We start from the raw sequence: 21,726 nt of genomic DNA on the forward strand, positions 1-21,726 counted from the left end.
TCTCACTTACCCTTTTTATCAATTCGTTCTTATCCAGCAGGCATTAATATGGATATTACCCCTGATAATCAAAACGCGTCACCTCAGCATTTACCCTATGAAAAACTCGTTAAAACAATGGGCTACCTGACTTTAGTTGTCGCGGTAGCTTTGTCGGTTTTTCAAATATGGCAAGGTGTGAGTTCAACGATCTCAGCAACTTATTTTAGACCTATCCACCTGTGCTGGGTCTTGGTCTTGATCTTCCTTCACTATCCATTGATCGCCAATCGAGAAAATAAGCTTTTTGTGGTGGGCAAGCTGATCGATGTGATCTTGTGTGGCGTGGTGGTATTCGCAGGCTATCGTCTGTGGATCTTCGATTACAACGACATCAACCATCTATTTTACGGGCTGCAGTTTGCGGATATGTTCGCTGGCAGTGCTTTGTTGGTGCTGCTCTTGGAAGGGTGTCGACGTACCGTGGGCTGGGTGATGGTGTTCATTGCAGCGCTGTTCCTCGCTTATAGTGCGTTCGGTGACATGTTGCCAAGTGGCTTTGCAATCAAGGCTTATACATTACAAGAGTTGATTCAGTTCCAGATCTATTCAGCTAATGGTGTGTTTGGCTCTGCCTTGGGGATAGCGGCGACAACCGTGTTTATCTTTGTATTGTTTGGTGCATTCCTTGAGGTGACGGGGGCAGGTAAGTTCTTTATCGATCTCGCCTTCTCAATCGCAGGTAAATACCGTGGCGGACCAGCCAAAGCAGCGGTATTAGCTTCGGCCGGATTAGGTTCGATATCTGGTTCTGCGATTGCCAATACAGTGACGACGGGCTCGATCACTATCCCGATGATGAAAAAGCTTGGTTATAAGCCAGAGCAAGCCGCGGGTATTGAAGCCGCTGCCTCAACAGGTGGACAGATTATGCCACCGATCATGGGCGCAGGTGCGTTCGTGATGGCCCAGTTTACTGGCGTGCCTTATAGCGAAATCATGATCGCCTCGATTGCGCCGGCCATTCTCTACTTCTTCTGTACTCTGCTTTATGTCCACCTGATGGCGTGCAAGCTTAACCTTAAAGCGGTGAGCAAAACCGAAGCTGTGATTGCGGTGATGAAAGACGGTGCCCACCACTTGATTCCGTTGATTCTGATCACGGTACTCTTGATGATGGCTTACTCACCACTGTTAGTGGGTGTTGCGGGATGTACCGCGATTCTACTAACAGCGGCGCTGCGTAAACATAGCCGAATCGGGCTGACGAAGTTCATTGAAGGAATGAAAAACGGTGCGCTAATGGCACTGCCTATATCGGCCGCGTGTGGTGCTGCTGGTATCATTGTTGGTGTGGTTGGCCAAACAGGCATTGGCTTGCAGTTTACTCAGTTTGTGATGGATTTTTCTGGCGGGTGCATGCTTATCGCATTGGGCTTGATCAGCTTAGTGGCCTTGGTATTGGGTATGGGATTGCCAGTAACGGCTGCATATATCGTACTTGCGGTTATGGCGGTGCCAATGCTTAGTGATTTTGGCCTGCCACTGCTAACGGCTCACCTTATCGTATTCTGGTTGTCACAGACTTCTAACGTCACCCCTCCGATTGCACTAGCCGCCTTCGCTGGCGCAGGGGTTGCGAACGCCAATCCAATGAAGTCTTCGGTTGAAGCGTTCAAGTTAGCGGGCGGTCTGTTCATCATCCCAATCATGATGGCGTACACCAGTATTGTGAATCCGAATGATGGCATGCCAGCACTGCTGTTCTCTATCGTTCAGACACTCACAATCATCGTTGCGATAGCTATCGCGATTGAAGGTTATCTGATTCGCTCACTGAACATGGTTGAACGTTTGGTGGCATTGCTCGCTATCCCATTGTTGCTCCTTAATCCATTCGGCTTAGGTCCTCTGGGTATCGCGATCATTGTTGGTCTAATAGTCATCCAATGGCGCAGCCGTGAGGTTGCTCAACAAGCGTAACCTGTTTTGAAGTTATATAAATACGAGAAAGGGATCTGAATGTTCAGACCCCTTTTTGTTAACTAGATATTATACTTGCGATCTTTTCTTGTTTTGATGTTATCCGTGAAAATTTAATTAATTGTTTTATCGCTCGGGGCTACAGTACTGCTTCCATCACCGCTTTCTTAGCGCCTTTTTGTTCAATATTGATGTACGCCTGAGTAATAGCATCAATAACAGATTTCTGTTGAACAATGGATTGGTCGAAGATCGTTTCTTCACTCAAAAGAGCGTTAATTAGTGGCTCAATTGAGTCGTGTTTTTTACTGATTGACAATAAATGATCAGAGAGAGGGTCTACTACCTCAATCGGTTGATTGTTTTCATCAATACCTCTGATGTAGCGCATCCATGCCGCAGTACCTAATGCTAAAGCGGTAAAATCACGCTCGCCTTTGGCTAGAATGCCCATCGATTCAATAATACGTTGCGGTAGCTTTTGGCTGCCGTCCATAGCGATCTGATGCGTCTTATGCTTTAAATGTGGATTTGAAAATCGATTTAAGAGCAGCTCGGAATACTCGATGAGATTGATATTATCGAGCTCTTGTAGGGTTGGTTTTTGCTCATTGAGCATAAGACGACGAGTCATTTCTTTGAAGCTAGGGTTTTCCATCGTATCCGAAATATATTCATATCCGGATAAGTACCCTGTGTAAGCGAGAAAAGAGTGGCTACCATTGAGCATTCTAAGCTTCATTTCTTCATAAGGCTGCACATCTTTTACGAGTGATACACCATCAATTAGCTGCCATTCAGGGCGGCCAGAAACAAAGTTATCTTCAATAACCCATTGCAAAAAGGGTTCTGTGATCAGTCCACAAGGATCAAACTTGCCAGTTAATGATTCGATAGTTTTCAATGATTCGTCGGTCATTGCGGGAACAATTCTATCAACCATTGTGCTAGGGAAGCTGGTATGGATTGAAATCCATTCAGATAAACCCGGGTCTATGATGTTGGCATAAGCAATAATGGCGGCTTTCGTTACTTCCCCGTTATGGGGCATGTTGTCACAGGACATGACACTGAAGGCAGGTAGGTTTCGTTCTTTTCTCAAACTTAACGCAGCAACAATCACACCTAAGGCGGATTTTGGTGCTTTAGGATTAGCGATGTCTTGAGTAATCAACGGGTGTCCAGCATGAAATTGGCGAGTGTTCGGGTCTACACAATAGCCTTTTTCAGTAATCGTTAATGAAACGATCGATACTTGGGGCTCTGCCATTCTTTCTATAATCGAGTCAATTCCGTCTAGGATAGGGTGCATACTATCTATCACTGATTCGATAGTGTGAACATTGGTGGTGGTATGATCTTGTTCAACGACAGTGTAGCGATGGTCTTGCTCTCTCAACTCTTGAATAAAGGGCTTTCCACTAAACAAGCTTACGGTCGTATAGCCCCAATCACTAGGCGTTATTTGGTTGAGTTTTTCTAATACCAAAGCCTGGTGAGCACGGAAAAATGCACCACAACCAATATGAACGATTCGGTTTTTAAGTGACGAGCGATCATAGTTTGAATGTGATAATTGATCATATTCAGTTCGACTAGAAGCCATATAAATATCCTCAGATGTAAGCGAATTTGGGAGAGCGAATGAGCTATCGAAGTCTCCAAATGAGTATTGGAGACTTAATAAGTTGAACAAAACGTATATGGATTATTGCCAATACGAGCTGTTAGTGCATTTTTATCAATGCTTTACGTACTTTTTGTGGGTCGTTCTCTATAAGTGCAATAGCATCAGGAGCGGTATCGAGGGTGAACTCGTGACTGATTAAAAACTCGGTGTCGAGTTTTCCTTGAGCCATCCAGTCAATCACTTTCGGGAACATCTTGTTATTTAGACGAGAGCCTACAATGGTCAGCTCTTTCTTGATCACTTCTACTTGTTGAAGCGGACTATCTTCACTAGAGAAACCGAGCAAACAAACAGTTCCCGCAGGAGCTGCCAACCTCATAATTTCAGGAATAAGAGCAGGAATACATGCTGCGTCTGCGATCAGTGGTACACCTTGCCCATCTGTCAGCTCCATGACTCGCTGCTCAGTGTTTTCTTGTTTAGGGTTAATGGTATGAGTCGCCCCTAATTGCTTGGCGGTCTCTAACTTTTCATCAAGAAGATCGACAATTATAGATGGAATACCTAAAACATTAGCAATTTGTACAATGGTTAACCCAATAACGCCCGCACCGTAGATCAATATTGTGTCATCCGAAGAAGCGTCTAATCGGTTAAACACGTTAGCTGCGATACTGTAAGGTTCTATTAAGGTTGCATCTCTTAAGTTGATGCTGTCCGGTAGGGCAATAATATTGGCTGCAGGCACGGTTTGAAATTGTGTGAATCCGCCATCGGTGTGAACACCAATCACTTGAAGTTCAGTACACACATTCGATCGACCGATTTTGCATGGTCGGCATTGGCCACAGCTGATCACAGGATTCACGACCACTTTTGCTCCAACTTCCAGCCCAGTTACGCTGCTTCCGATTTTTTCGATAGTTCCTACAAACTCATGCCCAGTGATTCTAGGGTAAGTAGCAAATGGGTTTTGGCCGTGAATAATGTGCAGGTCAGAGCCACAAATCCCGGCGTACTCTACACGCACTAATACTTGGTCATCAGAGAAAGAAGGTACGTCTTGTTCGACGACTTGGTAGTCATTAATCCCATTAACAATAAATGATTTCATTTTTAGTTACTCAACTTATCTATCACGTTATCGATGTGCATGATCATTGCCGATTTAGCTTGTTCAGGATCTCCGGCTTTGATCGCATTGAAGATCGCTTGATGATCGTCAATCCAAATTCCTTTTGCAGTCGGTTCGTTAGCAATGACTTCCATGCGATCCCACATTTTGCCTTTCATATGTAGCGACATCAGATCTTGGTGGAAAATGGTTAATAGTGGGTTCTGGCAAGTGCTAGCGATTGCAAAGTGAAACTGTTGGTCAGCATCATGAGATGTTTGATGTCTCAACTCGATACTTGAGAAAAATTGAGAGGCAGTCATCATGTCAAGGCATTGTTGAAGTTCGTTTATTAGTTCAGGCGTATTGTTCAACGCTGCTTGTTCAGCAAACTCACCCTCAATAATTTTTCTAGCCGACAAAATATCATTTGGCGTAAATTCACTTAGTGCCGGGGAAGGCAGTTGAGGCTGACTTTGTAAGACGAAAACCCCTGCCCCTTTCTTGATTTCAGCAATGCCAGATAGTTCCAAATAAACCATAGCTTCACGTATGACGGTACGGCTCACATTGAGCTCTTCTGACAGCTTCCGTTCTGGTGGGATTTTGTCCCCTACGAGGTATTGCTTTGCGTTAATTCGGTTAATGATCTGATTGGCGACGGTTATGTACAGCCGGTCAGTTTTTATTGTCATGCTTCTACCTTGTTCATAATCGATTCTTTATGCCGCTAATGATTGGTTGTGCGCCCTTCTCTTTGCTCAGTCTATTTAATGGGATTAACCGTGAAAATAGCTTTGAGGAGATGTTGGCTCACTCTGCAGCATTGTTATGTACCAATTAAACCATCATTTATCTAAAAGTTATGTGACCAAGGGCATGTTAAAGTGAAAATATTGTACAGACCAATTTTGTTGTGTTGGTTTTTTGTGTGGCTAAATATATTTCTACATTGCGTTATATAGCTTCAACAATAGAGTTAATAAGTAGAGCTAAGTGGTGTGGTGTTCTTTTTATAGATTAGGAGGCGGTAAAACAGGAACTTGGTCAATGATTTACAGATTTTTAGTTAAAATCATACTTTATTGTTTTTGGAATATTGTGCTCCCAGTTTGGTTTAAATCGTATTTTGATGAGAGATAAAACAAAGATAAGTGGCCGATTCGCTTTTTGTTATGTTGGGTTTTGGTTTTAAGTTGTTGTTTTTAATCTATTTAATTTACCACCTGTTGAGTCGTGCAAATATAGCCAAGTTAAATATTCTTAAAGTGATGCGGAGTTTTCATCGTGGATTCAGCCCAAAACGAGGAAGGTAAAGCAAGTGGGACAAATAGAGTAATTCCCATAAAAATGACTATTCATTGATCGAGATATGGTTTTTTCTGGTTGCGAAAGCTGAGACTTTGCGCATAAAAATGCCATGCTAAGTAGGGTCTTTCTGTCACATTTATCACACTTAACGTTTTTAATAATTGTGAAATGTTAATCCGATGTTAGATTAAATTGGTCTGTACAATAAAGATAAAAATGGAGAACACGATGAAGCAAAAACTATTGAGCGTCGCTATATTAGCGTCTTCTCTTTTCACTGGAATTGCATCTGCTGCCGACTACACTTTGAAATTTGGCCATCTGGCAAACGATGACAATGTTTGGAACAAAGCTGCCCTACATTTCCAAAAAACGGTGGAAGAAAAATCTGAAGGACGAATTGAAGTTTTGGTGTATCCGAACTCTGAATTAGGGTCTGAGATGGATATCATTAACGGCATCCAACTAGGCACGGTTGACCTAACAATCTCGGGTGAGTCATTGCAAAACTGGGCACCGAAAGCAGCACTGCTTGCAATCCCATATGCAATCCGTGATAGCGAGCACTTAGCAGCAGTTGCCGATGGTGAGGTTGGTAAAGAAATTGAAGAACAAATCACTCAACGTTCAGGCCTAGTGCCACTAACTTGGTTCGAACGTGGTGCGCGCAACCTAACTTCGAATAAACCAATTACAACGCCAGAAGATCTTAACGGTACTATTCTACGTGTTCCAAACGTTCCAATTTTTGTAAAGGTGTGGGAGCAACTTGGTGCTAAACCGACTCCGATGGCATTCTCGGAAGTTTTTACTTCTTTACAACAAGGCACGATCAATTCCCAAGAAAACCCGCTATCACTGATCAACAGCGCATCGTTCTTTGAAGTTCAAGGTTATGTGAACAAAACAGAACACGTACGCAGCTGGATTTACGTTGTTATGGGTAAGCGTCAATTAGAAAAACTACCTAAAGACTTGCAAGTTGTGGTTAAAGAAGCCGCTGCCGAAACGCAGGCCTACGAACGAGATCTATTCCTAGAAGATGAAAGAAAGCTTGCAGAGTTATTGCAAGAAAGAGGGATGAAATTCGTCGATGTCGATCAAGAGGCATTCCGTGAAGCTGCGCTTCCGGCTGTTCGTAAAAGTTTGAATAAAGAGCAGTTACCGCTGTTTGAAGATATCCAAAAACTATAAGTAACCCTTGGGGAGGTGGAAGCCTCCCTATTTTCTCATGAGGGAAATTATGACGACAATCGTAAATGTGGCTGAAGAATCAAAAGAGTCACTCGTTTCGAGAGCCGTAAATCACATTGATCGACTTGCCACTCGCTTTTTTAGCTTTTTTACAATTTGTAGCTTGGTCGCTTTATGTGGCGTGGTTTTACTACAAGTATTTGCAAGAATGTTTTTAGAAAGTACCCCTGCTTGGACAGAAGAACTTTCTCGCTACTTCTTTATCTATACCGTTGCTTTTGGTTCTGGATTAGCTTTTAAGTCAAAAGAACTAGTGAGTGTCGATATTATAGTTTCTAGACTAAGCGAAAAATGGCAAAGTATATATCAACTAATTGTTAATATCGTTATTTCTGTTTTTATCTTTATTGCTTTACCAAATGCATTTCAATTTATGAGTATCGGTGAATGGCAAACATCACCAGTACTTGCAGTTCAAATGGACTACATCTTTTTTGCAAGTGTTCTTATCTTTGCAAACTTACAATTATTTATAGCACTAGACTCTATAAAAATAATTATTAAACATACAAGTCGGAGAGGATGATATGGAAGTCTATATATTATTTTCGGTTTTCTTTATTTTATTAATATTAGGCTTTCCTATTGCAATTACGCTTGGAATAGCATCAATGGCTTACTTATTGATAGCTGATATTTCATTAACTGTAATTCCACAAAAAATGTTTGCGGGCATTGATTCGTTTGTACTCCTTTGTATTGGCGGCTTCATACTCGCTGGAAATTTAATGAATCGGGGGAATATCACCGAACAGATTATTGGGCTAAGTAACGTGATGCTGGGGCATATTCGTGGTGGACTTGGGTTAGCGAATGTTAGTGGTTCAATGTTGTTTGGTGGCGTTTCAGGTACTGCGGTTGCAGATACAGCATCGATTGGTTCGGTCATGATCCCTGGTATGGCAAAAAGTGGTTACGACAAACCATTTGCAGCCGCGGTGACTGCTGCCTCTTCAACCATCGGGCCAATTATTCCTCCTAGCGTACCCATGATCATTGTCGGCACATTGACCAGTATCTCGGTTGGAAAACTGTTTCTAGCTGGTGCTGTACCGGGCTTGTTACTGGGTGTAGGGATGATGGCAACGACTTATTTCCTATCGGTAAAACGAGGCTACCCGAAAGAAAAGCGCGCGACGTTATCTGAAATTATCCTTCACTTACGTACAAGTTGTTGGGCGATTTCCCTGACATTTTTGATACTGATTGGCATTGTAGGTGGTTTCTTTACGCCGACCGAAGCCTCTGTAGTCGCGGCGCTTTATGCAATGATTATCGGTGTGTTCGTTTATAAGGGACTTTCGTTTAGAGATCTTCCGAAAATACTACTTTCGACTGCAGTAACCACTGCATCGTTAATGTTACTTGTTGGTTTAGCAAATGTGTTTGGGTGGATACTAACATCAGAAAAAATCCCACAGATGATAGCGTCTGCGATACTAACGATCAGTGAAAATCCAATCATTGTATTGCTAATCATCAACTTATTGTTGCTGTTGGTTGGCTCGTTCATGGAGACCATTGCGGCACTAATCATACTGTTTCCTACACTGTTAGGCGTAGCGACTGCTGTCGGTGTTGACCCAGTGCACTTTGGCATTATCGCCGTGCTTAACTTGATGATTGGTCTAACTACACCACCTGTTGGAGTTTGTTTGTTCGTTGCTGCGGGCATTGGTGGAATTCCGATGGAGAAAGTCGTGAAAGCAATCGTGCCTTTCCTATTGTGCAATTTAGCCGTGTTATTGATGGTCACATATATACCAGCGTTATCACTTTGGCTACCAAGCGTGTTCTTATAAACAATTAGAGTTGATGTAATGTTAGATGGTCGATACCCAGATTATTCTCGAATGAGAAAAAAAACAGAAAAGAATATTCCAAAGTTTATCTATGAATATTTGGAAGGAGGATGTTTTGATGATATTGGATTGGAGACAAACCGTTTAGCATTGCAGAGTTCTAAGTTAGCACCAAGGTATTTAGCGCCGTATTCAAAATGCGACTTAAAAACAACAATCCTTGGGAAAGAATATAGCGCTCCATTCGGCATTGCACCAATCGGTTTACAAGGTCTGATTTGGCCTAATTCTCCGGTAATTTTGGCGAAGGCAGCAAAGAAATACAATATTCCATATATCCTAAGCACCGTTTCATCTGAGTCGATAGAAGTAATCGCAGAGTTAGCTGAAGACAATGCATGGTTTCAACTCTACAACCCTGTGGATGAAACAATACAAGACTCAATATTGGGACGGTTGAAGAGTTGCGGCTATAAAAACTTGGTGGTCACGGTCGACATTCCGACGTTTGGGTTTAGGCCCAATGATATCGTGAATGGATTAACTATGCCCCCTAAGTACTCTGTTAAGAACTTCATTGATGTATGCAAAACGCCGCATTGGGCAACTCAAACCCTCAAATATGGGATTCCGAAGTTTAAGAATTTGGAACCGTACATGAGAGAGCATCGTCTCGATTTACCAGAAATGATGCGCTCGATGGCGATGGGGAAAGTGGATACGGAAGGCTTGAAAAGAATAAGAGACAAGTGGGAGGGGAATTTAATCGTAAAAGGCGTTTGTTCTAGTAGCGATCTCAAGTTACTTGAAGAAGTGAGTGCCGACGGGGTTATTTTATCTAACCATGGAGCTCGGCAGCTAGACGCCTGTGAATCCCCAATAGATCTTCTAAGAAAAATTGATCGAGATTCAGTGCCCTCAGGAACGACGATGATGATGGATAGCGGTATCCGATCGGGAGTGGATATTGCCACTTCCTTAGCATCCGGTGCCCAATTTACATTTTTGGGTCGCTTTTTCATGTACGCCGTGTCGTCATTGGGTAAGGAAGGTGGAGAGCATGCAATCGAAGTGTTAATGCACCAACTGACTCAAGTAATGGAACAAATTAGGTGTGAGAAACCCTCTGATTTGTCAGGGTTCCTCGCAAACTAGATATAAGTACAAGCTCATTTAATTTTGGTAAATAGTTGTTCGTTATACGTATCCGTAATAAAAATATTTATTGGGCGGGTATATAGATTATGCATATAGGGTTGAGTTGATATTATCTCAATTAATATTATATTAAGGCTCTAAACTTTTATTTGTCCGATTTGCTAAATAATTAAAAACTTTTTTGGAGATAAATATGAAAATGTCATTTCGTTGGTATGGCGAAGGAAATGATGAGGTAAGTTTACCTTTTATTAAACAGATTCCTGGTGTAGAAGGCATTGTTTGGTCATTACACGATATGCCCGCTGGAGAAGTTTGGAGCGAAGAACGTATTCTCGCTGAAAAAGAAATAATAGAGAAATCAGGTTTTCATATTGATGTCGTCGAAAGTGTGAATGTTCATGAAGACATTAAACTCGGTTTGCCATCAAGAGATAAGTATATTGATAACTATATTGAAACCTTAAAAAGACTAGCTAATGTCGGGGTAAAAGTAGTCTGCTATAACTTTATGCCAGTATTCGATTGGACCAGAACCGAGCTGTATAAAGAAATGGAAGACGGTTCTAACGCTCTGTTTTTCGAAAAGAGTAAAATCAGTGATATTGAGCCTATTGAGCTTATCGAAAAATTATCAAAGAACGTATCTGTAACAATGCCAGGGTGGGAACCAGAACGACTATCTCAGTTAAAAGAAACGTTTGAGAAGTACAAAGGTTTTACAGCGGAAGACCTTTGGGGAAACCTCCAGTATTTCTTAGAAAAAGTTATCCCCGTTTGTGAAGAATACGATATTAAAATGGGGATTCACCCAGATGACCCTGCATTCCCTATCTTTGGTCTACCTCGAATTATTATTAACAAAGAAAATATTCTAAGGTTTTTAAACTTGGTTGATAGCCCATATAACGGCTTAAGTTTATGTACCGGATCACTTGGTTCGAGCAATAACGATATTCCAGACATTATCGACGAAGTTCATGAGCGAATTCATTTTATACATATACGTAATGTAAAAAGGTTTGAGAACGGTGACTTTATCGAGTCCTCTCATCGAGCGTGTGATGGCTCCGTCGATACTATTAAAGTCATACAAACACTTCATAAGCACGATTATCAAGGTTATGTACGACCAGACCATGGTCGCCATATTTGGGGTGAAGAGAAATGGGCTCGTCCTGGTTACGGTTTATATGACCGAGCTCTTGGGATTATGTACATCCTCGGTGCATGGGACAACTTGCAAGCGCAGCAAGCTAGCAAATAAATCGTGAGTTAGTTAGACCAATAGTCGCGTGCTAATAGTAGGGTTCAACCTGGTTAAGTGATATTCAGGTTGCTCTACAACCAGCACACAATTATTGACGAGCATTTAATTTCCCAGCGCTGCTGAGGTTAAAGATGAAAAAAACTAAAATAGCCATTATTGGCGAATGTATGGTTGAGCTACAGCATAAAAATGGGGCGCTGCAGCAGTCATTCGGCGGAGACACGCTAAATACAGCGCTTTATCTCTCTCGCTTATGCAAAGCTCAGGATATCGAAATCTCCTATGTGACGGCTTTGGGTAAAGACCCTTATAGTCAAGCAATGCTAGACGCTTGGGAAGAGGAGGGGATTGATACATCTTTAATTCATCAAATTCCAGGCAAGCAACCAGGAGTTTATCACATTGAAACCGATTCAACTGGTGAGCGTAGCTTTTATTATTGGCGTAGTGAAGCTTCTGCAAAGTTTATGTTTGACCAAGATAATGCGCATGAATTACTAGCTAAATTGAAGCAATTTGATGTGGTTTACCTTAGTGGTATTACGCTCGCAATTTTGACCGAGAACAGCCGAGAAATGCTATTTGAGCTTCTGGATAGTTTTTCTGGTCAAGTTTTCTTCGATAACAATTATCGCCCTAAGTTATGGAAAGAGCGTAATGAAGCTGAGAGAGTGTATTTAAAGATGCTGTCATACACCGACACCGCCTTACTGACCTTCGACGATGAAGAAGCGTTATACGGTGATGAAGACGTTGAGCAATGTATCGCACGAACAAGAGACGCTGGTGTTTCTGAAATTATTGTTAAACGAGGCAGTAAAGATTGCTTTGTTTATAAAAATGGATCTTGTTCCTCAGTCGCTGCGAGTAAAGTCAAAAACGTGGTGGATACTACAGCAGCCGGTGATTCATTTAGTGCCGGTTTTCTCGCTAAACGCCTTAGTGGTGGTAGCGGGACACAATCAGCGGAAGCTGGGCACATTCTAGCCAGCACCGTTATTCAACATAAAGGCGCGATCATTCCAAGAGATGAAATGCCAGATTTGTATTTATAACCCGTTCAATGAAGAGAGAGTCCTAATGACTACGTTAAATGAACATTTAGCAAACCTTAAAGTTATTCCTGTTATTGCAATAAATAAAGTTGAAGATGCAATTCCACTAGGCCGTGCACTGGTTGAAAATGGTATGCCTTGTGCAGAAATCACTCTTCGTACCGAGTGCGCGATTGAAGCGATTCGTTTAATGCGTAAAGAGTTCCCTGATATGTTAATTGGTTCGGGAACGGTGCTAACTAATGAGCAGGTAGATGCCTCTATCGACGCGGGCGTAGATTTTATCGTTAGCCCTGGTTTCAACCCTCGCACCGTACAATATTGTATTGATAAAGGTGTCGCAATTGTTCCTGGTGTCAACAACCCAAGCCTAGTGGAGCAAGCGATGGACATGGGACTACGTACATTAAAATTCTTCCCTGCAGAAGCCTCTGGAGGCGTTGGTATGCTTAAGGCTTTAACAGCTGTTTATCCGGTTAACTTTATGCCAACTGGCGGAGTTAGCTTGAAGAATGTGGATGAGTACTTATCTTTACCGTCAGTATTAGCATGTGGTGGCACTTGGATGGTTCCGACAAAGCTTATGGACGAAGGAAAATGGAACGAACTAGGCGCTTTAGTTCGTAGTGCGGTAAGCCATGTTAATTCGCAGTAATGACCTTTCCACTACTGCTCCTCAACCCATTCGGCTTAGGGCCACTGGGTATTGCAATAATCGTTGGCTTGAGCGTGATCCATTGGCGTGGCCGTGAGGTCGCACAGCAAGCGTAATTCTGTCAGCTCAGAAAATAAAAAGGGACCTGTAAGCTATTTCTAGTTACAGGTCCCTTTCTTTATTCGACGTCAATGATGACGCTATGTTTGTTATCGCGTGAGGCTTATGGCTCTTGCTTAGTTGGTGCTAGAGCGATTTCACGGATACATACGTTTTGTGGTTGCTGGTAAGCGAATGATACTGCGCGAGCAATATCGTCAGCTGCTAGTACGCCACCCATTTGCTCTTTCCACTCACCGTAACCATCTTTGATCTCTTGAGATGTTGTGTGAGAAAGAAGCTCAGTTTCTACCGCACCTGGTGCAATTGTTGTTACACGAACGTTTGCTGCAGCCACTTCTTCACGTACGTTTTCAGAGATAGCGTGTACAGCGAACTTAGTACCACAGTAAGCTGCGTGGTTCGGGAATGTTTTCTTACCCGCAATTGAGCTGATGTTGATGATTGTGCCGCTGTTACGCTCTTTCATTGGCGCAAGAACCGCTTGCATTCCGTTAAGAAGGCCAAGCACGTTCACATCGAACATACGTTTCCACTCAGATGCGTCTTGAGTATCGATTTGGCCTAGAAGCATTGCGCCAGCGTTGTTGATTAGTGCGTCAACAGGGCCGAACTTCTCTTCACCTTGTGCAATCGCAGCTTCGAATGATGCTTGGTCAGTCACGTCTACTTTTACTGCTAGAGAGTTTGGTAGGTTTAGTGCTTCAAGACGGTCAATACGACGAGCCAAAAGCAGCAGAGGGTGACCTTCATCGCTTAGACGACGAGCGATTGCTTCACCAATACCTGAACTAGCACCTGTGATTACGATTAGTTTTTTCATGTTTATTTCCTCTGTACCTTTATGTCGTCGTGTGACGACGTATTGTCTAAGTGCATTTGAAACAAGGCGTTATTGACGTGTTTCGTTGCGATGGGGGTATATTAAGGAAAACAGCATTGTTGATATATAGCGCTTTACTTGAAACACTGTTGTCATACTGCAACAATAAAAGCATCTTTGTTCTGACTGAATCGCGACTATGCTCAATCAAATTAACCTGTCTGATATTCGTTCATTTGTTCTCATTGCACGCTTGGGCAATTTCACTAAAGCGGCAGAAGAGTTAGATGTCTCTCGTTCCCATGTCTCTCGTCAAGTAAGTAGCTTAGAAAAGCAGATGGGCGTGACACTGTTTATCCGCACCACACGCATGTTACGACTCACCCATGCAGGTCAAGATCTCTATGAACGATGCGAACAGGCGCTAGACAATATTGACCAAGCTTTGATTGCGGCTGTTGATGATGTTGAAGAAGTGAGGGGAGACATTAAGGTTAACTGTGTTGGCGGTTATCTTGGTGAAGTGATTATTGCTGATTTGGTCAACGAATTTATGCAGCTTTATCCAGATATCAGCATCAGCTTAGATTTCAGTAGCCACCGTGTGGATCTGATTGAAGACGCCTTTGATATCGCTTTTCGTATGGGGAGCTTGGAAGATGCAGGCTTTATCGCCCGTAAGCTACTCGATATCGAAATGGGTACTCTTGCCAGCCCTGCTTACTTTGAACGTAAAGGCAAACCGGCTCACCCAAAAGAGCTAACGCAGCATGACTGTTTAACGGGGTCGGTTCGTAGATGGAGTTTTCAAGCTCTGGAAGACAGTAAGAAACTCGTCGATGTTCATGTGAATGGGCGTTTGCAGTGCAAGAATGGTCGAGTGTTAGTTCAAGGGGCGATGGCGGGCAATGGTATTATTCGTGTACCTACCATCTACTGTTTGGAAGAGCTGAACAACCAGCAGCTAGTTCAAGTGTTTGATGAGTGGGTTGTACCGAGCGTGGACTTTTCTGCAATCTATCATCGTGACCGCTACCAGCCGAGCCGAATCCGCACCTTTATAGACTTTGTTAAGAATCGTTTTGAAGAGATGTCTGTGAGCTAGAGTTAGTACAAAGATTGTTTTTGCTGCTGGTGGATAGTTAGAACGCACCAGCAGTATTGAGACCAGATCTACATTTCATCTATTTCATTTTGCAGCTGTTCTAATTGTTCCAGAATCACTAAGAACTTCTCACCAAATGGTGTGACGTGGTACTCCACTCTTGGTGGCAATTCGTTGAACATCTGTTTGTCCAAAATACCGAACTCAACATTCCTCTTTAAACACTCGTTCAACACTTTAGTCGATAACCCTTCCACCGAACGTACCATTTCACCCGGTCGGTTGATGCCATTCGCCAGCAACTGATAAACCGTGAGTGACCATTTGCAGCCATAGATGGTTTCCACCATACGTGCCGAGCGTTCTGGTGCTGATTTTCTAGAAAAAAAGTTTTCCTGATTTTTCATAAAGATGTACCAAAAAGTACCTACCTAACCGATTTGTACTTACTATTCAGAGTGTTAGTTCAAGCCCTAAGATTACCACGTTCACATGACTTAGGAGATAACAAAATGAACTTCACTAAAAAAGGTATTGCTGTCGTTATTGGTGGAACAAGTGGGATGGGCCTTGAAACAGCAAAGCAGCTTGTCGCTCAAAATATCCATGTATTGGTGGTCGGCAACAACGCAACTAAGCTAGATAGCGCGGTGTCAGAGTTGCAAACTATCGGTCACGCTTCAGGCTGGCAAGCCAATCTCTATGACGATGAAAGCACCGCTCGCCTTATCGAGCATTTAGCTTCGATAGAAGAAGGTATTGGCTATCTAGTCAATGCAGCGGGTTACTTTAATCCTAAAGCGTTTGTTGATCACCAAACGTCAGATTATGACCAATATATGCAGCTCAACAAAGCGACTTTCTTCATTACGCAAGCGGTCACTAAGAAGATGATTCGGTCGGGTGGTGGCAATATTGTAAATGTCGGCTCTATGTGGGCGAAACAAGCGATCAAAGCGACGCCATCTTCAGCTTACTCAATGGCGAAAGCGGGTCTTCACTCACTGACGCAACACATGGCGATGGAGCTCGCTGAGCATAATATTCGAGTTAATGCAGTATCACCTGCTGTGGTTAAAACACCTATCTACGAATCATTTATTAATCCAGAAGAGGTGGATGAGGCACTTGAAGGTTTTAATGATTTCCACCCAATTGGTCGCGTCGGTTTACCACAAGACATCGCCAACAGTATCTCTTTCTTGTTGTCCGACAGTGCAGACTGGGTAACCGGTGCGATTTGGGATATTGATGGCGGTGTGATTGCGGGTCGTAACTGATAGGCGGAATTTTTTGAGGTGGCACTATGCTGAACAAAATCGGAAATGGTCACCTCTTTGATTATTCGCGTACAATGAAAGCAATTAAACTAGTCACGATAGAACAATAATAACGAGAGCAAGAGTAAGGTCACCATCATGTTTAATATGGATTTTTCAAAAAGGTTAGTGATTGAAACTGACCCTATGGAGTGGGTAGCCAGCCCTGCAAAAGGTGTGTGGAGAAAGCCACTAGAGCGCGAAGCCAAAGAGTCCGGCCACACGACCAGCGTGGTTAAGTACGATCCTGAGTCTTCTTTCTCAGAGCACCCTCACCCAAAAGGGGAAGAGATTTTTGTGTTAGAAGGCGTATTTTCAGATGAGACAGGTGACTTTCCTGCGGGCACCTATATTCGTAACCCTCCAGGCAGCGCTCACTCTCCATCAAGTAAAAATGGCTGTACGATTTTGGTTAAATTGAATCAGTTTGATGATAGAGATTTGGCTCAGGTAAGAGTCGATACCAACCAAGCCGAGTGGTTACCGGGTATTGGCGGCTTGCAGGTAATGCCCCTGCACGAATTTGAGCATGAACATGTCGCTTTGGTGAAATGGCCTGTAGGTGAACGCTTTCAGCCGCATCGTCATTTTGGTGGCGAAGAGATCTTCGTGCTTTCTGGCACCTTTCGAGATGAACACGGTGTCTATCCAAAACATACTTGGATGCGCAGCCCACATATGAGCGAACATTTCCCATTTGTGGAAGAAGAGACAGTCATTCTGGTGAAAACGGGTCATCTTCCTTTCTAAACATCTGTGAAAAAGTCCGCTCGTTAATAGAGCGGACTCAGGCAAGGATAAGGCTTGAAGCTATTAGTAAGCCACACCGATTCGTTGGTTAATGTGTTCATCACCTTCCAATACATCAATCATTGCGATAGCGTAATCTGATACAGAGATTTTGCTGTTACCCTCAGCATCCGTTAATAGCTGATCACCACCAATGCGATATTGAGATGTCGTTTCACCTGGGAAGATCTCTGCAGCTGGGCTAACAAATGTCCACTGCACATCGCTGTTTGATTGTTTGAATACTTCAAGAGCCTCACCCTGAGCAAGCGCTTCGGCTTTGTACTCTTCTGGGAAATCAGGGACAGTAACCAATTCCACGTTAGGCGCTACTTCCAAAGAGCCAGCTCCACCAACCCACATTAAGCGACGACCGCTTGGCAATTCAGAGAGTAGTTTCTCCGCACTCTGTTTAACCAGTTCATGATTGCCCAGTGCACGTCCACCAATTGAGGCAATCACCACATCGATATCAGATGTCACATCGTTGATCTTCGCTTGTGGATCGAGCAAATCGAAAGTACGAGCTTCTAAACTTTCTTGCTCAATTTTGCTTGAGTCTCTCACAATCGCGACAACTTCATGACCACGTGATGCTGCTTCTTTAGCAATGTGGCTACCAATCCAACCTGATGCACCTAATACTGCAATTTTCATAATGATTCTCCGTTAATTAATTCTGTGTTTCGACAACCATTGCAGTCTAATAGCATGCTTATGTGTGATAAATATCGATTAATGATGTAGATTGTATCGATATAAGTTACCAATAGACTTGAGCTGGATATTGATTCAAGCTAAACGGTAGAGAAAGTAAGGAGTCACCATTGGATAGATTGAACGCGATGCGAAGTTTTGTAGAAGTCGCGACTTGTTCCAGCTTCACTCAAGCGGCAGAACAGTTAGGGATGAGTCGGCTTCAGGTTTCAAGGCATGTTCAAGAGGTTGAAAGCTGGTTAAAGCAGCGCTTGCTGCATCGCACTACGCGAAAGGTAAGTTTAACGACTGCAGGTGAAGCGGCGCTGATTCGTTGTGAGCGAATTTTACATGAGGCCGCTGAATTAGAAGTCAGTGCACTTAACATGACAGAGCAACTGTCGGGTGTTGTTCGGATATCCGCCCCAATCGGTTTGACTCAGAATCTACTGTTGGATGTGGTCGAAGCCTTCACAGAGCTTCATCCGCAGGTAACCATCGAGCTGTTCGCTTCAGATCGCTTCACCCAATTGGTGGATGAACGAATTGATATCGCCCTTCGTCATACCGATCAGCCAGACGAGAACTTGATAGCGCGTAAATTGATGAAGATTGACTCGGTGATATGTGCCTCGCCTGATTACTTAGAGCGACACGATCCAATAAAACACATTACCGATCTAAGAGATCACAACTGCTTTAGACACCTAGGGCTCTCTCATTGGCAATTTGTTAAAGATAACCAGCAGCACTCGGTAGAAGTGTCAGGCTCTATTACGGCCAATGATGTTGGCGTTCTGGTTAGAGCGGCTTGCCGCGGGAAAGGGATTGTAAGATTGCCGTGTGATATTGCTAATCCCATTATTGCTAACGGTGAACTCGTGCCGATTCTCACTGACTTCGTTGTGCCAAGTAGCACGCTATGGGCTGTGTATCTATCAAGGAGCTATCAGCTTCCTGTGGTTCGTCAGTTTATTGATTTCGTTGCACAGACATGGTCACAAGATATTTTACGGCCTCAATAGCTTGATGAGTGCTTTTCCTGAAGATCTGAGAGTGGGAAATTATGGCGCTATAAATACAAAAATCCGATACCAAAAGTGATATCGGATACGAACTCAATGTGGGGAGTTCTATAGGACGACGACTTTGAATGTGCTGCCTTTACACGGAACCGTGTACACCTTGATGGTCGTCTGCCAGCCTTAACGAAATCTCTGGAAGCGGTAGATAAAGCGTCTCTGTCATTCGAGACAATATTTGGTCATATACCTGCGCAATGATGGTCGAAATATCACTGGTTAATTCATACATCGCGGTTGCTGTGATAATACGTTGCTCATTGTCATGAATATCCGTCAGTGTTTGTAGCGCACGTGAACCGGTTGGAGAGCCTAAGCTCAATGGGCAGATCAACGACAAGCGGTTGAGGTGCCTATGAATTTGGTCAGCGTAGAACTTGGCGCGTAAGAACTCATCTTGCTTGTCCATGTCTGGAATACACATTCTAAGCTTGGTTAGCGTCTCCATGCAGTCTAGAACCTGCAGCCATTCAGCATGGTAATCATCCACTAGATCAGCTTGCTCAGATTCTGTTAGCCAAGTGATCATCAATTCATCCATTAACAACATATTGTGACGAATGGTTTTGCCATGAATGAACTGGTTTCGTACTAAGCTTCGAGTTTGCCAATCGTTGTGCATCGCCTTGAGTTTCAGCTGATAAATGCGATACATCGGGCGACCATCGAAAGGGCCTCTTTGAATCAGGGTGTTTGATGTTGTCATCATTGACTGATACAGAGTATTGACGCGTTGCACCGATTCCGTTGAAAGCTTGCAGGTTAATGCATAGTGGGTTGCTGCGCGGTGCTTACGAGAAAGTTGTAATAGCTCTCTAAGCAACACTAACGTATCAAATTTTCGGTCATTTGATTTTTGGCGCTTCTGTGAAAAGTGAAACAGAGCGTAGACCATAGCCAAAGACACAATTGTTGAAATAAGCATAAACATAACTGACTCCTTGTATGTGAATACCTCCTTAGTGGTATGCGTCAAGCGTGCCAGAATAAAAAAACTATATTATTCAGTGTCTTATGTTTATGTGCGTATGTGAGGTTGTCTAACTTGGTGCAATTTAGCCCTAAAATAGGGAGAGTTTGATGAGATATATCTGGATATCAATGATATAGGTAGTTGTGATTTAGAGGGGAAGTAGTGGACTTGATCCGTTGTGATGTACTAGGTGGTCGTTATACACGAAAAAGCCCCGCTCACAGAGTAGGGCTTGAAATGGTCTTTAAACGTGTTGTTTCGTTTATGCTAGCTTTAGGTCGAATTGATTACGGTAAGCAACCATGTCTTCGATAGTCAATACAGGCATGTTGTGCAGCTTACCAAAAGCAACGATCTCTGGCGTTTTCGCCATTGTGCCGTCTGGGTTAGTCACTTCACATAGTACACCAGCAGAAGGTAAACCTGCCATTTGCATAAGATCAACCGTACCCTCAGTGTGACCACGACGAGCTAAAACGCCGCCCTTACGAGCGCGCAGCGGGAATACGTGTCCCGGGCGTGCAAGATCGCTTGGTTTCGCACTTGGGTTTGCAGCCGTTTTGATGGTGGTTACACGGTCAGCTGCTGAAACGCCGGTTGTTACGCCAACTTTTGCTTCGATAGTCACAGTGAAAGCCGTTTGGTTAGCGCTATTGTTGTCAACAACCATAGGCGGAAGATCAAGCTGGTTTGCTTGTTCGTCAGTTAGGCACAAGCAAACAATGCCGCTACATTCACGGATCATCAGCGCCATCTGCTCATTGGTTAGGTGCTCTACAGAGTAGATAATATCACCTTCGTTCTCGCGATCTTCATCGTCAAGTAGAAGTACGCCACGACCTTCGCGCAGTGCTTGTAGTGCGTTTTCAACGCGTTCGATTGGTTCGCCGAATTCGGCTAAAATTGAAGACTGATTCATGGTTAAACTCCTAAACATCACCAGAATCAGGGCTTGCATGAGGGATGACAACCAAGTGACGTCGCGACCTATCACTAAGACAGATCGTCGTTCGCATGGCTTTATCCAAAACGAAATGCACCAACTCAACTATGCGAGTGGTGTGTTTCCATTCTCTCTCATCCGGACTATAACCGTCGGCTCTGGCTTCTCACCAGATCTGCTGACCTCGACGAATCGAGCGCTCGCGGGCTGACCACGGAGTAAGTCAAAGAAACTACTTGAGTGGTATACCGCCGGTGGGGAATTTCGCCCCGCCCTGAGAATAAAAAATAAATTTGATTGGCTTTCGAGATTGATTTCAAAAGCACGGGAATGGTAATCCTTTCATCGGCATATGAAAAGGACAGCTCGCAAACTTTACGCAATTAGCGAACACTTTGCTGATTATTTACCCGCTTTCGATACATAAGTGCGCTTTGCTGAAAAATACCATGTAGAGTTAAAGCACGCAGAGCATGGTTAATAAAGGCTGTGTTCACGGGCTGCAAAGACTTTGCTTACAGGCAACAAAAGACTAGGATTGTGGGAACAAAGACAAAGGTTAAAAGAGTGTATTCAACGGCGTCCCTTGTGAATGTGAGTGAACGTAAGAATACAATCAAGACATTGATTTTATGTCATTTATAGAAATATGACAGCTTAATGAT

20 protein-coding genes and 1 riboswitch are annotated in these 21,726 nt (G+C 43.3%); of the genes, 12 read left to right on the plus strand and 8 right to left on the minus strand.

All coding sequences use genetic code 11. From position 1 onward, the window contains the following. Positions 1–48: 48 nt before the first annotated feature. Positions 49–1,962 carry a TRAP transporter fused permease subunit gene (locus KI655_RS16455; RefSeq protein ID WP_285407189.1) on the plus strand — a complete coding sequence of 638 codons (1,914 nt, stop codon included), beginning with the start codon at positions 49–51 and terminating at the stop codon, positions 1,960–1,962. 139 nt (positions 1,963–2,101) lie between these two features. Here KI655_RS16455 and KI655_RS16460 read toward each other — a convergent pair whose 3' ends face one another. The 3 genes from KI655_RS16460 to KI655_RS16470 form a co-directional block, all read right to left on the minus strand. Further along, positions 2,102–3,568, minus strand: coding sequence for a mannitol dehydrogenase family protein (locus tag KI655_RS16460; protein ID WP_285407190.1), 1,467 nt, complete (start codon positions 3,566–3,568; stop codon positions 2,102–2,104). A gap of 121 nt (positions 3,569–3,689) precedes the next feature. Then, the gene (locus tag KI655_RS16465) at positions 3,690–4,706 is read right to left on the minus strand and encodes a Zn-dependent oxidoreductase (protein WP_285407191.1); all 1,017 of its coding nucleotides are present in this window, start codon (positions 4,704–4,706) and stop codon (positions 3,690–3,692) included. A 2-nt stretch (positions 4,707–4,708) separates the two neighbouring features. Next, a complete protein-coding gene (locus KI655_RS16470) occupies positions 4,709–5,401 on the minus strand; it encodes a FadR/GntR family transcriptional regulator (RefSeq protein ID WP_285407192.1) in 693 nt (230 codons plus the stop codon). A gap of 844 nt (positions 5,402–6,245) precedes the next feature. Between KI655_RS16470 and KI655_RS16475 the strand changes: the two genes are divergently transcribed. The 7 genes from KI655_RS16475 (at position 6,246) to KI655_RS16505 (ending at position 13,211) form a co-directional block, all read left to right on the plus strand. After that, a complete protein-coding gene (locus KI655_RS16475) occupies positions 6,246–7,211 on the plus strand; it encodes a TRAP transporter substrate-binding protein (protein WP_285407193.1) in 966 nt (321 codons plus the stop codon). A 49-nt stretch (positions 7,212–7,260) separates the two neighbouring features. After that, the gene (locus tag KI655_RS16480; RefSeq protein WP_285407194.1) at positions 7,261–7,797 is read left to right on the plus strand and encodes a TRAP transporter small permease; all 537 of its coding nucleotides are present in this window, start codon (positions 7,261–7,263) and stop codon (positions 7,795–7,797) included. 1 nt (position 7,798) lies between these two features. Next, the gene (locus KI655_RS16485) at positions 7,799–9,073 is read left to right on the plus strand and encodes a TRAP transporter large permease (RefSeq protein ID WP_285407195.1); all 1,275 of its coding nucleotides are present in this window, start codon (positions 7,799–7,801) and stop codon (positions 9,071–9,073) included. Between the two features lie 18 nt (positions 9,074–9,091). Then, complete coding sequence (locus tag KI655_RS16490; protein ID WP_285407196.1) at positions 9,092–10,228, plus strand: alpha-hydroxy acid oxidase; 1,137 nt, start codon at positions 9,092–9,094, stop codon at positions 10,226–10,228. Positions 10,229–10,424: 196 nt separating this feature from the next. Next, positions 10,425–11,498, plus strand: a complete 1,074-nt coding sequence (uxuA, locus tag KI655_RS16495; protein WP_285407197.1) for a mannonate dehydratase — start codon at positions 10,425–10,427, stop codon at positions 11,496–11,498. Between the two features lie 134 nt (positions 11,499–11,632). Beyond that, positions 11,633–12,556, plus strand: coding sequence for a sugar kinase (locus tag KI655_RS16500; protein WP_285407198.1), 924 nt, complete (start codon positions 11,633–11,635; stop codon positions 12,554–12,556). A gap of 25 nt (positions 12,557–12,581) precedes the next feature. After that, on the plus strand, positions 12,582–13,211 hold the full coding sequence (locus tag KI655_RS16505) for a bifunctional 4-hydroxy-2-oxoglutarate aldolase/2-dehydro-3-deoxy-phosphogluconate aldolase (protein ID WP_285407199.1): 630 nt from the start codon (positions 12,582–12,584) through the stop codon (positions 13,209–13,211). Positions 13,212–13,434: 223 nt separating this feature from the next. Here the strand turns inward: KI655_RS16505 and KI655_RS16510 are convergent, their stop codons facing one another. Then, positions 13,435–14,154: an SDR family oxidoreductase gene (locus tag KI655_RS16510; protein WP_032553424.1), complete on the minus strand. Its 720-nt coding sequence runs from the start codon at positions 14,152–14,154 to the stop codon at positions 13,435–13,437. A 199-nt stretch (positions 14,155–14,353) separates the two neighbouring features. Here KI655_RS16510 and KI655_RS16515 point away from each other — a divergent pair, with 199 nt between their 5' ends. Further along, complete coding sequence (locus tag KI655_RS16515; RefSeq protein WP_285407200.1) at positions 14,354–15,259, plus strand: LysR family transcriptional regulator; 906 nt, start codon at positions 14,354–14,356, stop codon at positions 15,257–15,259. 68 nt (positions 15,260–15,327) lie between these two features. Here KI655_RS16515 and KI655_RS16520 read toward each other — a convergent pair whose 3' ends face one another. After that, entirely contained in the window at positions 15,328–15,666 is a 339-nt protein-coding gene (locus tag KI655_RS16520; protein ID WP_285407201.1) for a helix-turn-helix domain-containing protein, read from the minus strand. Between the two features lie 105 nt (positions 15,667–15,771). Here KI655_RS16520 and KI655_RS16525 point away from each other — a divergent pair, with 105 nt between their 5' ends. Continuing rightward, positions 15,772–16,539, plus strand: coding sequence for an SDR family NAD(P)-dependent oxidoreductase (locus KI655_RS16525; RefSeq protein WP_285407202.1), 768 nt, complete (start codon positions 15,772–15,774; stop codon positions 16,537–16,539). A gap of 138 nt (positions 16,540–16,677) precedes the next feature. Next, positions 16,678–17,328 carry a cupin domain-containing protein gene (locus tag KI655_RS16530; RefSeq protein WP_285407203.1) on the plus strand — a complete coding sequence of 217 codons (651 nt, stop codon included), beginning with the start codon at positions 16,678–16,680 and terminating at the stop codon, positions 17,326–17,328. Between the two features lie 63 nt (positions 17,329–17,391). Here KI655_RS16530 and KI655_RS16535 read toward each other — a convergent pair whose 3' ends face one another. Continuing rightward, positions 17,392–18,024 (minus strand): NAD(P)-dependent oxidoreductase, encoded by a 633-nt coding sequence (locus KI655_RS16535; RefSeq protein ID WP_285407204.1) that lies wholly within the window; start codon positions 18,022–18,024, stop codon positions 17,392–17,394. 170 nt (positions 18,025–18,194) lie between these two features. Between KI655_RS16535 and KI655_RS16540 the strand changes: the two genes are divergently transcribed. After that, positions 18,195–19,088 carry a LysR family transcriptional regulator gene (locus KI655_RS16540; RefSeq protein WP_285407205.1) on the plus strand — a complete coding sequence of 298 codons (894 nt, stop codon included), beginning with the start codon at positions 18,195–18,197 and terminating at the stop codon, positions 19,086–19,088. A gap of 139 nt (positions 19,089–19,227) precedes the next feature. Here KI655_RS16540 and KI655_RS16545 read toward each other — a convergent pair whose 3' ends face one another. Together KI655_RS16545 and ribB are read right to left on the minus strand one after the other, a co-directional pair. Next, positions 19,228–20,076 (minus strand): hypothetical protein, encoded by an 849-nt coding sequence (locus KI655_RS16545; protein WP_285407207.1) that lies wholly within the window; start codon positions 20,074–20,076, stop codon positions 19,228–19,230. A 304-nt stretch (positions 20,077–20,380) separates the two neighbouring features. Then, positions 20,381–21,037 (minus strand): 3,4-dihydroxy-2-butanone-4-phosphate synthase, encoded by a 657-nt coding sequence (gene ribB, locus KI655_RS16550; protein WP_150868561.1) that lies wholly within the window; start codon positions 21,035–21,037, stop codon positions 20,381–20,383. 146 nt (positions 21,038–21,183) lie between these two features. Then, a riboswitch (FMN riboswitch) is annotated at positions 21,184–21,347 on the minus strand. Between the last annotated feature and the right edge of the window lie 379 nt (positions 21,348–21,726).

The organism is Vibrio sp. D404a (genome assembly GCF_030248535.1).
Lineage (GTDB): Bacteria > Pseudomonadota > Gammaproteobacteria > Enterobacterales > Vibrionaceae > Vibrio.

Coding starts and splice junctions, on each gene's coding strand:
- KI655_RS16525 (WP_285407202.1), top strand. CDS start 15,772: ATGAACTTCACTAAAAAAGGTATTGCTGTCGTTATTGGTGGAACAAGT.
- KI655_RS16470 (WP_285407192.1), bottom strand. CDS start 5,401: ATGACAATAAAAACTGACCGGCTGTACATAACCGTCGCCAATCAGATC.
- KI655_RS16460 (WP_285407190.1), bottom strand. CDS start 3,568: ATGGCTTCTAGTCGAACTGAATATGATCAATTATCACATTCAAACTAT.
- KI655_RS16475 (WP_285407193.1), top strand. CDS start 6,246: ATGAAGCAAAAACTATTGAGCGTCGCTATATTAGCGTCTTCTCTTTTC.
- uxuA (WP_285407197.1), top strand. CDS start 10,425: ATGAAAATGTCATTTCGTTGGTATGGCGAAGGAAATGATGAGGTAAGT.
- KI655_RS16480 (WP_285407194.1), top strand. CDS start 7,261: ATGACGACAATCGTAAATGTGGCTGAAGAATCAAAAGAGTCACTCGTT.
- KI655_RS16535 (WP_285407204.1), bottom strand. CDS start 18,024: ATGAAAATTGCAGTATTAGGTGCATCAGGTTGGATTGGTAGCCACATT.
- KI655_RS16505 (WP_285407199.1), top strand. CDS start 12,582: ATGACTACGTTAAATGAACATTTAGCAAACCTTAAAGTTATTCCTGTT.
- ribB (WP_150868561.1), bottom strand. CDS start 21,037: ATGAATCAGTCTTCAATTTTAGCCGAATTCGGCGAACCAATCGAACGC.
- KI655_RS16455 (WP_285407189.1), top strand. CDS start 49: ATGGATATTACCCCTGATAATCAAAACGCGTCACCTCAGCATTTACCC.
- KI655_RS16520 (WP_285407201.1), bottom strand. CDS start 15,666: ATGAAAAATCAGGAAAACTTTTTTTCTAGAAAATCAGCACCAGAACGC.
- KI655_RS16490 (WP_285407196.1), top strand. CDS start 9,092: ATGTTAGATGGTCGATACCCAGATTATTCTCGAATGAGAAAAAAAACA.
- KI655_RS16515 (WP_285407200.1), top strand. CDS start 14,354: ATGCTCAATCAAATTAACCTGTCTGATATTCGTTCATTTGTTCTCATT.
- KI655_RS16500 (WP_285407198.1), top strand. CDS start 11,633: ATGAAAAAAACTAAAATAGCCATTATTGGCGAATGTATGGTTGAGCTA.
- KI655_RS16545 (WP_285407207.1), bottom strand. CDS start 20,076: ATGTTTATGCTTATTTCAACAATTGTGTCTTTGGCTATGGTCTACGCT.
- KI655_RS16530 (WP_285407203.1), top strand. CDS start 16,678: ATGTTTAATATGGATTTTTCAAAAAGGTTAGTGATTGAAACTGACCCT.
- KI655_RS16485 (WP_285407195.1), top strand. CDS start 7,799: ATGGAAGTCTATATATTATTTTCGGTTTTCTTTATTTTATTAATATTA.
- KI655_RS16510 (WP_032553424.1), bottom strand. CDS start 14,154: ATGAAAAAACTAATCGTAATCACAGGTGCTAGTTCAGGTATTGGTGAA.
- KI655_RS16465 (WP_285407191.1), bottom strand. CDS start 4,706: ATGAAATCATTTATTGTTAATGGGATTAATGACTACCAAGTCGTCGAA.